Origin of the sequence: Propionicimonas sp. (assembly GCF_047606205.1) — a bacterium.
Classification (GTDB): Bacteria; Actinomycetota; Actinomycetes; order Propionibacteriales; family Propionibacteriaceae; genus Propionicimonas.
In genome coordinates this window covers 1-10384 of the sequence record NZ_JASGES010000057.1, presented here as the reverse complement: position 1 = coordinate 10384, position 10384 = coordinate 1, and the positions used below count along the sequence as shown (strand labels likewise).

The window sequence follows — 10384 nt, the reverse complement described above, 5'->3', positions numbered from 1 at the left end:
GTTGCGGGCCGGCTCGGCGGCGGCCGCTGTGCCGGCGGCCGGGGTGGCGGACCCGGCGGCGTGGCTGTTGAAGTAGTCGACCCAGCTGGGGTCGACCGAGGACGGGTCGGCAAGGAACTGCTCGCGCATCTCCTCGATCAGCCAGTCGTTGGCTCCGAACTCGTCGTCGGTCTGGTTCTTCACGTCCTGCGGCGTGGCCACAATCGCCTTCTTCCCTGATCAGCGCGCGCTGCTGTCTGGTTGATGTTACCTACGCCTCGCGCGGGCGAGCGCCCGCACCCGCCGGAGTATCACGGCGAGGTTCCGGTCGGGCGGTCGCACTGCCGCCGATCGCGGGAAGGAGAACGGCGGTGGGTGCCGGCCGGCCTCGGAAGACGACGCCGACCGGGAAAGGTACGGCGGAGTGGGCGCCCCCGGCGCGATTCGAACGCGCGCTCCCGCCTCCGGAGGGCGGTGCTCTATCCCCTGAGCTACGGGGGCCCGGCCCCGAAGGGCCGTAGGCGACTGTAGCAAAGTCTGGGGCGGGCGACCGCATCGGCGTCCGGCCCGGGGTGCCGCAGCACGCGTCCAGATCGGCCGGCAGGGAGGCGTGCGAACCGTCGACTCTGGCACAGTTGCCTGCCATGACGCACATGCACGTGGCGGGCTCGATCCACGCCGACGTCACCGCACCGGCGCCGGTGTGGCTGACCAGGCCCGAGGACGTCAACGCGCTGACCCCGAAGCTGTGGAGCCGCACCGTCCACCGCGACGAGGACGGGGTGATCCAGGTCGGCGGTGTCCGCCTCACCGACCTGGCCGAGCAGGTCGGCACCCCGGCCTACATCCTCGACGAGGACGACTTCCGCGCCCGCGCCCAGGACTGGCGCAGCGCCTTCGCCGGCTGGACGGTCTACTACGCGGGCAAGTCGTTCCTCTGCGGCGCCCTGGCCCGGTGGGTGGACGAGGAGGGGCTGAACCTCGACGTCTGCTCCCTCGGCGAGCTCACCGTGGCGCTGCGGGCGGGCTTCGCGCCGTCCCGGATCGGCATGCACGGCAACAACAAGTCCGAGACCGAGCTTCGGCTGGCCCTCCAGCAGGGCGTCGGACGGATCATCGTCGACTCCTCCGACGAGATCACCCGCCTGGAAGCCCTGTGCGACGAGCTCGCGACCACCGCCAACGTCATGATCCGGGTGACCACCGGCGTCGAGGCCCACACCCACGAGTACATCGCGACCGCCCACGAGGACCAGAAGTTCGGCTTCTCCATCAACGGCGGCCAGGCGCTCGTCGGCATGTTCCGCTGCCACCACAGCCCGCGGCTGAACCTTCTCGGCGTGCACAGCCACATCGGCAGCCAGATCTTCGACACCAACGGCTTCGAGGTCGCGGCCCGCCGCACCCTCAAGCTGTTCAGCCAGTTCAGGGAGGCCACCGGCATCGAGCTCGCCGAACTCGACCTCGGCGGCGGCTTCGGCATCGCCTACACCAAGGAGGACGACCCCGCCTCCGCGGACGAACTCGCCCGCGGCCTGCGCGACATCGTCGAGCACGAGTGCCGCGCGTTCGGGCTCGCCGTCCCCGCCGTCTCCATCGAACCGGGGCGCGCCATCGTCGGCCCGGCCGGCCTTGCCCTCTACCGGGTGGGCACCGTCAAGCCGGTCGATGTCGGCGGCGGGGTGACGCGCCGCTACCTCTCGGTCGACGGCGGGATGAGCGACAACATCCGTCCGGCCCTGTACGCCGCCGAGTACTCGGCGGCGCTCGCCTCGCGCACCTCCACCGCCGAGGCGGTCGTGTCCCGCGTCGTGGGTGTCCACTGCGAGGGCGGCGACATCCTGGTCCGCGACGAGTTCCTGCCCGCCGACGTCCGGATCGGCGACCTGCTCGCCGTGCCCGCCTCCGGCGCGTACAGCCGCTCGATGGCCAGCAACTACAATCACACCCCACGGCCACCTGTCGTCTCCGTGCGGGACGGGAAGGTGCGCACCATGCTGCGGCGCGAGACCCTGGACGACCTGCTGTCACTGGACGCCGGGCTCGCCGAGAACGAGGAATGACGATGGACGACTCCACGCCACTGAAGGTGGCGCTGCTGGGCTGCGGAGTGGTCGGGTCCCAGGTGGCCCGGCTGCTGATCCAGCAGGCCGATGACCTGCGCGCCCGGATCGGCCGCCCGCTGGAACTGGTCGGCATCGCCGTCCGCCGGCTCGAACTCGACCGTCCCGGGATCGATCGCTCGCTCCTCACCGACGACGCCCTCGCCCTGGCCAGCCGGCCCGACGTCGACCTCGTGATTGAACTCCTCGGCGGCATCGAGCCCGCCCGCACCCTGATCCTCGCCGCGATCGGCGCCGGGTCCTCCGTCGTGACGGCCAACAAGGCGCTGCTCGCCTCCGACGGCGGCACCGTCTACTCCGCCGCCGAGGCCGCGGGAGTCGACGTGTACTACGAGGCAGCCGTCGCCGGGGCGATCCCGATCATCCGCCCGCTGCGCGAGTCCCTGGTCGGTGACGAGGTGACCGCGGTGATCGGCATCGTCAACGGCACCACCAACTTCATCCTGGACAAGATGCACTCCCACGGTTCCGACTTCGCGGACGCGCTGGCCGAGGCGCAGGAACTCGGCTACGCCGAGGCCGACCCGACCGCAGACGTCGAGGGCTTCGACGCGGCCTCGAAGGCCGCCATCCTCGCCAGCCTCGCCTTTCACAGCCGCGTGCGCCTCGACGACGTCTCCCGCGAGGGCATCACCGGTGTCAGCGCCGCCGACATCACCGCCGCGACGCAGATGGGCTGCGTGGTGAAGCTGCTCGCCCGCTGCGTGCTCAGCGAGGACGGCACGATCGCCGTCGGCGTGCACCCCACGATGGTCCCCGCCCACCACCCGCTCGCCGCGATCCCCGGTGCCTACAACGCGGTCTTCATCGAGTCCCGCAACGCGGGCACCCTGATGTTCATGGGTCCCGGCGCCGGGGGCTCCCCGACCGCGTCGGCCGTTCTCGGCGACGTCGTCACCGCCGCCCGCAACCGCGTCCGCGGGACCAGGGGGCCGGGGGAGTCCACCTATTCCGCGCGCGGGATCACCCCGCCGGGGCGGGTCAGCTCCCGCTACTACGTGTCGATGACCGTCCACGACGAGCCGGGCGTGCTCGCCCAGGTCGCCGGCCGTTTCGCCGACCAGGCCGTCTCGCTGCAGGCCGTGCGCCAGGAGAGCGAAGGATCTCAGGCCCGGCTGGGCGTCATGACCCACCGCGCCACCGCCGAGCAGGTCGATCGGGCTCTGGAAGCCCTCGGCGCGATGCCCGAGGTCGAACCCGGCATTTCCGTCATGCGGGTCGAGGGGGCCTGATGAACCTCGCCTGCCTCGACCTCGAGGGCGTCCTGGTGCCCGAGATCTGGATCAGGGTCGCCGAGACCACCGGCATCGAAGGACTGCGGCTCACCACCCGCGACATCGCCGACTACGACGAGCTGATGCGGCACCGGCTGCGCCTGCTGGACGCCCACGACATCCCGCTGTCCCGGATCCAGGCGGTGATCGCAGAGATGGGCCCGATGCCGGGAGCGGCCGAGTTCCTGGACTGGCTGCGCGCCCGGTTCCAGGTCGTGATCCTGTCCGACACCTTCTACGAGTTCGCGATGCCCCTGATGGCCCAGCTCGGGTTCCCGACACTGCTGTGCCACCGTCTCCAGGTGAGCGAGGACCGCGTGGTCGGCTACACCCTGCGCCAGCCGGACTCCAAGCGGGCCGCCGTCCGGGCCTTCCACCACCTGAACTACCGGGTGGTGGCCACCGGCGACTCGTACAACGACGTCGCCATGCTCGCCGAGGCCGACGCCGGCATCCTGTTCCGTCCGCCGGCGAACGTGATCGCCGAGTACCCGCGATTCCCCGTGGTCGACGACTACGACGGGCTGCGGACGGCCTTCGAGGCGGCGCTGGCCTGAGCCGGCCCGGCCCGGACATCGCGTCGCTTCGCCGTTCCCGGGATGCGGGTGCTACTCTGGATCTGCGCCGAGAGCGCGCCGGCCCCTCAGATCGGGCAGGACGGACGAGAGCCCACCACCGTTCGTCGAGGAATCCCCGCAGCGAAGGCTTCATGAATCACCTTCTGGGTATTTCGGATCTGGATGTCATGTGTGGAGCTCAGCTATGAGCGCGGGGGACGCCTGCCCGCCCGGCAGCCGGCCGCCCCATCCGAAAGGAAGTCAGTGACCGACACCATCGAAGCCGCGACCCAGGACGCGAAGCGCCGCGGGTCCGGACTGGAGGGAATGCTCCTGCCCGAGCTCAAGCAGCTCGGAGCGTCCCTCGGACTCAAGGGCACGGGAGCCATGCGCAAGGGGGCCCTGATCGAGGCGATCAAGGCCGCGCAGACCCCGGCGAGGACGACCACGGCGCCGGGCGGCGGCGAGAAGGCCAACGGCGGCCAGCGCTCCCGCAGGCAGCGCGCGGAGCGTCCTGCCGCAGAGGCCCAGAACACCGCCGAGCCCGCTCGTACCGAACCCGTCCGGGCGGAGCAGGCCGACAACCAGCCGGCGCTGCCGGCAGGCAGCGACGACGTCGCCTCCCGCCTGGAAGCGTTGAAGGCCGAGGGCGGCGGACGCAGCCGTCGCCGCGGCGGCAGCGGCGAGGACTCCGGCGAGCAGAACCGCCCGCCCGAGCCCGCCCGGCAGCCGCAGCAGCAGCAGCCGCAACAGCGCAGCAACAACGTCAGCAGCAACAGCATCGATGACGACGACTTCTCCGGCGGTCGTCGCAGCCGGCGTCGGCGCAACCGTGACCGCCAGAACAACCGTCGCGGCAACAACCGCACCGGCAACAACCTGGGCCTGGAGCGGATGGACGCCGAGCCCGTGCTCAACGACGACGACGTGGTGCTGGAGATCTCCGGCATCCTCGACGTGCTCGACAACTACGCGTTCGTCCGCACCACCGGCTACCTGCCCGGCCCGAACGACGCCTACGTCTCGCTGTCGATGGTGAAGAAGTGGGGCCTGCGCAAGGGTGACATCGTCACCGGCGCCATCCGGGCACCGAAGGAGGGCGAGCGCCGGGAGAAGTTCAACCCGCTCGTCCGCATCGACACCATCAACGCCGACGCGCCCGAGAAGGCCAAGGACCGTCCCGAGTTCCAGAAGCTGACCCCGCTGTACCCGCAGGAGCGGCTCAAGCTGGAGACCACGCCGCTGAACATGACCGGCCGGATCATCGACCTGGTCGCCCCGATCGGCAAGGGCCAGCGCGGCCTGATCGTCTCGCCGGCCAAGGCCGGCAAGACCCTGGTCATGCAGGCCATCGCCAACGCGATCACGCTGAACAACCCTGAGGTGCACCTGATGGTGGTGCTCGTGGACGAGCGCCCCGAGGAGGTCACCGACTTCGAGCGGAGCACCTCGGGGGAGGTCATCTCCTCCACCTTCGACCGTCCGGCCGACGACCACACCACGATCGCCGAGCTGGCGATCGAACGGGCCAAGCGGCTGGTGGAGCTCGGCCGCGACGTGGTCGTCCTGCTGGACGGGATCACCCGGCTCAGCCGTGCCTACAACCTCGCAGCCCCCGCATCCGGACGCATCCTCTCCGGCGGCGTCGACTCCGCGGCCCTCTACCCGCCGAAGAAGTTCTTCGGCGCCGCCCGCAACATCGAGGACGGCGGCTCGCTGACCATCCTGGCCACAGCGCTGATCGAGAGCGGCTCGAAGATGGACGAGGTGATCTTCGAGGAGTTCAAGGGCACCGGCAACATGGAGCTGCGGCTGCGCCGCGAGCTGGCCGACAAGCGGATCTTCCCGGCCATCGACCCGATCTCCTCCGGCACTCGCCGCGAGGAGCTGCTGCTGCCGCGCGACGAGTTGGCGATCATCTGGAAGCTGCGCCGTGTGCTCAGTGCCCAGGAGCCGCAGGCCGGCCTGGAGATGCTGCTCAACCGCATGCGCAAGACCCAGAGCAACCGCGAGTTCCTCCAGGTCATCTCCCGGACGACCCCGAACCCGGAGTAGCCGCCGGCGGCCTTGCCGCCGGGGGTCAGAAGATCCAGCTCGAGCCCGGCCCCACCGGCCAGCCGAAGGCGACCGACGCGCGGGCCAGCGTGCCGGGCACGAGTTCTGCGACCAGGCCCGCGGCGGCGAGCCCGGCCAGCGAGAACCCGCCGAGGTAGGCGCTGCCCAGCTCCCGGATGTCGAGGGCGAGGTCGGCAGGGCTGGACGTCCGCTCCACCGTGGGAACGTCGAAGGCCGCGGCGGAGAGCCGCCAGCGTCCGGCGTTGCCGGGCAGGCGGGCGTCCGACAGCTCCAGGACCACGTCGAGGTCCGCCTGGTAGCGCCGCCCGACGAGCGCGGCCGGCAGGTCGATGATCCGGGCCCAGGTGTTGTCCTGCCAGGAGGGCCTGGCCGCGCGCACGTCGACGAGCTGCAGAAACAGCGGGTCGTCGAGCGGAAGCTGGCCCACGGTGACCTCGACGACCAGGTCGAGGTCGAGCAACCGGCCCCAGATCGCCCGGGCCACCGCGGCATCGGCGGCCACGTACTCCTGCACGTGTGCGCTGCCCTTCGAACCCGACTCGTCCCAGGCTCCCTTGCGGCGGAACAGCGCGTACCCGACCGGCTCGCCGTCGCGTTCGGCCACCAGGATGCGCTGCGCCTCCGCCCCGCCACGGAAGACGGGGGAGTCGCTCATCCAGTACCGCTGTAGCTCCGCGGACTCCCTGGTCACCCAGCCCGGCCGTTCCACGGACCCGTGCAGCCGGGCCACCAGCTCGCCGTGCCGGGCTGCCGTCGCGGTCTCGAAAACGACGCTGAGCTCGTCGGCGCCGGGCACGTCGCGCAATGCCGCCCCGCGCCTGAGGGTCAGGCCGGCCTTGCGGGTCGACAGGCCGTAGCCGAAGCGTCCGTAGATCGCCGGTTCGGACGCGGTGAGCAGCGAGAGCGGCTCGCCGCGGTCACGGCAGTGCGCGAAGTGCACGTCGATCATCGCCGACAGCAACCCCCGGCGACGCCACTGGGGGTGGACGCCCACCCAGGTGAGACCGGCGACCGGCAGCCGGCCGCCGGGGACGGGGCACCGCGCGAACGGGTAGGACGCGTGCAGGCCGACCAGGCGTCCGCCGTCGGACGGGTCGGCGAGGCCGAAGGTCCGGTCCCACGACAGCGGATTGGGGATCTTCAGCATCTCCTCGATGTCGTCGCCGGTCGGGAACGCCCACATGTCCAGCTCGAGCACGTCGCGCAGCCGCTCCGCATCCAGTGCCACCAGGTCCAGCCCCGCGGGAATCGTCGCCATGTGCCCACTCTGCCCCACCGGGGCGGCTGTGGCGGCCGGTTTGGTTCGCGGCGGCCGATCGGGCACAATGGTGGGTCGGTTCCGGTTCACGTCCCGGGGGCCCATCCAGCCCCTTCGCAGTAGCCATGGGCGACCCGGAACCCAGAACAGGAGAAACCAATGAAGCAGGGCATCCACCCCGACTACGTGGAGACCCAGGTGACCTGCACCTGCGGCAACACGTTCACCACCCGCAGCACCGCCAAGAACGGCGTGATCCACGCCGAGGTGTGCGCGGCCTGCCACCCGTTCTACACGGGCAAGCAGAAGATCCTCGACACCGGCGGCCGCGTGGCCCGCTTCGAGAAGCGCTACGCCAAGCAGCAGGCCGCGAAGAAGAAGTAGCTTCGTCGACGCCGGGCACCAGGTCAGTCCTGGTGCCCGGCGTTTGCCATGGTGGACCGCCACCGACGTCCGGCCGGTCGTTCGCGGACAGGAAGGAAGGGCCCGATGTTCGAGGCCGCAGCGGGACTGCGCGAGGAGTTCGCGCACCTCGAGCAGCAGCTCGCCGACCCCGCGGTGCACGCCGACCTCGCCGCTTCGCGCAGGGTGGGACGCCGGTACGCGGAACTCACCCCGATCGTGAAGAACCTCGCCACCCATGACCAGCTCGCCGCCGACCTCGCCGCCGCGCGGGAACTGGCCGAGGAGGACCCGACGTTCGCCGGGGAGGTGGCCGGGATCGCGACGGAACTCGCCGAGGTCGAGGAGCGGCTCGCCCGCCTGCTCGCCCCCCGCGACCCCAACGACTCCGCCGACGCCCTGATCGAGATCAAGTCGGGGGAGGGCGGCGAGGAGTCCGCGCTGTTCGCCGGCGACCTGTTCCGGATGTACGCCAGGTACGCAGAGACCCGCGGCTGGAAGACCGAGGTGCTCGACTCGCAGGAGACGGACCTGGGCGGGTACAAGTCGATCACGCTGGCCGTCAAGGCCACCGGCGCGCCCGACCCGGAGAACGCCCCGTACGGGGTGCTGAAGTTCGAGGGCGGCGTGCACCGTGTCCAGCGGGTGCCGGTGACCGAGTCCCAGGGACGCATCCACACCTCCGCAGCCGGCGTCCTGGTGATGCCGGAGGTGGAGGAGGCGGAGGTCGACATCGATCCCGACGATCTGCGCGTGGACGTCTACCGGTCCTCGGGCCCCGGCGGCCAGGGCGTGAACACCACCGATTCGGCCGTCCGGATCACCCACCTGCCCACCGGGATCGTGGTGTCCTGCCAGAACGAGCGCTCGCAATTGCAGAACAAGGAGTCGGCGATGCGCATGCTGCGCGCGCGGCTCGTCGCCAGGGCGGAGGAGGAGGCGGCGTCCGCGGCCTCCGCCGCCCGGCGGTCCCAGGTGCGCACGGTGGACCGCTCGGAGCGGATCCGCACCTACAACTTTCCCGAGAACCGGATCGCCGACCACCGGATCGGCTTCAAGGCCTACAACCTCGACCAGGTCCTGGCCGGCGACCTGTCGGCCGTGATCGCCGCCCTGCAGGCAGCGGACCTCGCGCAGCGTCTGGGCAGCACCGACTGATGGCGACCGTGCCCGTGCTGCTGGCGGACGGGACCCGGCGCCTGCGCGCGCCGGCGGAGGCCCGCACCCTGCTCGCCCACGCCCTGGGCGTCGAGCCGGCCCGGCTCGCGCTCGTTCACGAGGTCCCCCCCGACGCGGCGGGCGCCTACGCGGCGCTCGTGGAGCGCAGGGCGGCGGGGGAGCCCGTCCAGTACCTCACCGGACGCGCGTGGTTCCGCACCGTCGAGGTGGGCGTCGGGCCGGGGGTGTTCATCCCGCGGCCGGAGACCGAGCTGATGACCGGGTGGGCGATCGACCGGCTGGCCGCCCTTCCCGGCGACCCCGTGGTCGTCGAGCTGTGTGCGGGCAGCGGTGCGATCTCGGCCGCGATCGCCGCCGAGCGTCCCGGCTGCCGCCAGTACGCCGTCGAGCTGTCCCCGATCGCGGCACGGGTGGCCGAGCAGAACCTCGCCGGCTCCGGCGTCGCGCTGGTCGAGGGCGACATGGCCGAAGCTCTGGGTGAGCTCGACGGCACTGTCGACCTCGTCATCGCCAACCCGCCGTACATCCCGCTGGAGGCCTGGGAGCAGGTGGCGGTCGACGTCCGTACGCACGAGCCCGAAGTGGCCCTCTTCTCCGGCGCCGACGGCCTGGACGCCCTGCGGGTGGTCGCCCGCGTCGCGAAGCGGCTGCTGAGGCCTGGCGGGTTCGTGTGCGCGGAGCACGCGGAGGTGCAGGGCGGGTCGGTCGTGGACGTCTTCGCCGCGGCGGGCGGCTACTCGCAGGTCGCCGACCACCCCGACCTCAACGACCGGCCCCGGTACGTCACCGCCGTCCGCGCCGGCAAGCTGGCAGGATGAGCGGCATGGCGAAGGTGTGGGACATCAGTGTCGACCCGGAGGCGGCGATCGACGCCGCCGCCGACGCGGTGGCGGAGGGGTCGTGCATCGTGCTGCCCACCGACACCGTCTACGGCATCGGTGCGGACGCGACGAATGCGGGCGCCGTCCAGGGCCTGCTGGACGCGAAGGAGCGCGGTCGGGACATGCCCCCGCCGGTGCTCGTCGCCGAGGTCGGCATGCTCCGTGCCCTGACCGACGAGGTGACCCCCGCCATGCTGACCCTCGCCGACGCCTTCTGGCCCGGCGCGCTGACGATGATCGTCAAAGCCCACCCGCACCTGCGGATGGACCTCGGTGACCGTGGCGAGACGATCGCCGTCCGGGTGCCCGACCACGAGTTCACCCGTGACCTGCTGCGCGCGACCGGCGCGCTCGCCGTGTCGTCGGCGAATGTGTCCGGCCGGCCCGCGGCCACCACGGCCGAGGAGGCCAGGGAGCAACTGGGCACCCGGGTCACGGTGTACCTGGACGGTGGCCCGGCGTCGGGCGGGGTGCCGTCCACCATCGTCGACCTCACCGGGACGCCCCGGATCCTGCGGGAGGGAAGGATCACCCGCGAGGAGATCGCCGTGCTCCTGCCCGACCTGGAGCCCGCGCCGGAGGTGTCCGGCGGCGCCGCGTCCGGGCCGGGGCTCAGCGCGCCCGCCGAACCCCTGGGCGCCGACCCTGCGCCGCG

At 71.7% G+C, this 10384-nt stretch carries 10 protein-coding genes and 1 tRNA gene; 8 read left to right on the top strand and 3 right to left on the bottom strand.

All coding sequences use genetic code 11. The annotated features are described in order from the left end of the window. Both QM633_RS03850 and QM633_RS03845 read right to left on the bottom strand, forming a co-directional pair. Nucleotides 1-201 (bottom strand): 2-oxoglutarate dehydrogenase E1 subunit family protein (locus tag QM633_RS03850; protein ID WP_415152407.1); only part of this gene is annotated, 201 nt, incomplete at its 3' end. 207 nt (nucleotides 202-408) lie between these two features. Beyond that, nucleotides 409-480: transfer RNA gene (locus QM633_RS03845), tRNA-Arg, on the bottom strand. A 143-nt stretch (nucleotides 481-623) separates the two neighbouring features. Here QM633_RS03845 and lysA point away from each other — a divergent pair. The 4 genes from lysA to rho all read left to right on the top strand — a co-directional run bounded on the left by lysA (nucleotide 624) and on the right by rho (nucleotide 5988). Then, on the top strand, nucleotides 624-2042 hold the full coding sequence (gene lysA, locus QM633_RS03840) for a diaminopimelate decarboxylase (RefSeq protein WP_415152406.1): 1419 nt from the start codon (nucleotides 624-626) through the stop codon (nucleotides 2040-2042). A 2-nt stretch (nucleotides 2043-2044) separates the two neighbouring features. Further along, on the top strand, nucleotides 2045-3334 hold the full coding sequence (locus tag QM633_RS03835; RefSeq protein WP_415152405.1) for a homoserine dehydrogenase: 1290 nt from the start codon (nucleotides 2045-2047) through the stop codon (nucleotides 3332-3334). Next, a complete protein-coding gene (gene thrH / locus QM633_RS03830; RefSeq protein WP_415152404.1) occupies nucleotides 3334-3933 on the top strand; it encodes a bifunctional phosphoserine phosphatase/homoserine phosphotransferase ThrH in 600 nt (199 codons plus the stop codon). Before QM633_RS03835 ends, thrH begins: the two co-directional genes overlap by 1 nt. A gap of 327 nt (nucleotides 3934-4260) precedes the next feature. Next, entirely contained in the window at nucleotides 4261-5988 is a 1728-nt protein-coding gene (rho, locus tag QM633_RS03825; RefSeq protein ID WP_415152408.1) for a transcription termination factor Rho, read from the top strand. Nucleotides 5989-6013: 25 nt separating this feature from the next. Here the strand turns inward: rho and QM633_RS03820 are convergent, their stop codons facing one another. Further along, nucleotides 6014-7267 carry a GNAT family N-acetyltransferase gene (locus tag QM633_RS03820; protein WP_415152403.1) on the bottom strand — a complete coding sequence of 418 codons (1254 nt, stop codon included), beginning with the start codon at nucleotides 7265-7267 and terminating at the stop codon, nucleotides 6014-6016. A 159-nt stretch (nucleotides 7268-7426) separates the two neighbouring features. Here QM633_RS03820 and rpmE point away from each other — a divergent pair, with 159 nt between their 5' ends. From rpmE to QM633_RS03800, 4 genes are all read left to right on the top strand, one after another. Next, a complete protein-coding gene (gene rpmE / locus QM633_RS03815) occupies nucleotides 7427-7651 on the top strand; it encodes a 50S ribosomal protein L31 (protein ID WP_415152402.1) in 225 nt (74 codons plus the stop codon). 105 nt (nucleotides 7652-7756) lie between these two features. Next, the gene (gene prfA / locus QM633_RS03810) at nucleotides 7757-8827 is read left to right on the top strand and encodes a peptide chain release factor 1 (RefSeq protein WP_415152401.1); all 1071 of its coding nucleotides are present in this window, start codon (nucleotides 7757-7759) and stop codon (nucleotides 8825-8827) included. Further along, nucleotides 8827-9666, top strand: a complete 840-nt coding sequence (gene prmC, locus QM633_RS03805) for a peptide chain release factor N(5)-glutamine methyltransferase (RefSeq protein WP_415152400.1) — start codon at nucleotides 8827-8829, stop codon at nucleotides 9664-9666. Before prfA ends, prmC begins: the two co-directional genes overlap by 1 nt. Before the next feature lie 5 nt (nucleotides 9667-9671). After that, the coding region (locus tag QM633_RS03800) for an L-threonylcarbamoyladenylate synthase (protein ID WP_415152399.1) at nucleotides 9672-10384 on the top strand (713 nt) is incomplete at its 3' end.

Excerpts from the sequence above, each read along its gene's own strand:
- lysA (WP_415152406.1), top strand. The coding sequence starts at position 624 with ATGACGCACATGCACGTGGCGGGCTCGATCCACGCCGACGTCACCGCA.
- QM633_RS03835 (WP_415152405.1), top strand. The coding sequence starts at position 2,045 with ATGGACGACTCCACGCCACTGAAGGTGGCGCTGCTGGGCTGCGGAGTG.
- thrH (WP_415152404.1), top strand. The coding sequence starts at position 3,334 with ATGAACCTCGCCTGCCTCGACCTCGAGGGCGTCCTGGTGCCCGAGATC.
- rho (WP_415152408.1), top strand. The coding sequence starts at position 4,261 with ATGCTCCTGCCCGAGCTCAAGCAGCTCGGAGCGTCCCTCGGACTCAAG.
- QM633_RS03820 (WP_415152403.1), bottom strand. The coding sequence starts at position 7,267 with ATGGCGACGATTCCCGCGGGGCTGGACCTGGTGGCACTGGATGCGGAG.
- rpmE (WP_415152402.1), top strand. The coding sequence starts at position 7,427 with ATGAAGCAGGGCATCCACCCCGACTACGTGGAGACCCAGGTGACCTGC.
- prfA (WP_415152401.1), top strand. The coding sequence starts at position 7,757 with ATGTTCGAGGCCGCAGCGGGACTGCGCGAGGAGTTCGCGCACCTCGAG.
- prmC (WP_415152400.1), top strand. The coding sequence starts at position 8,827 with ATGGCGACCGTGCCCGTGCTGCTGGCGGACGGGACCCGGCGCCTGCGC.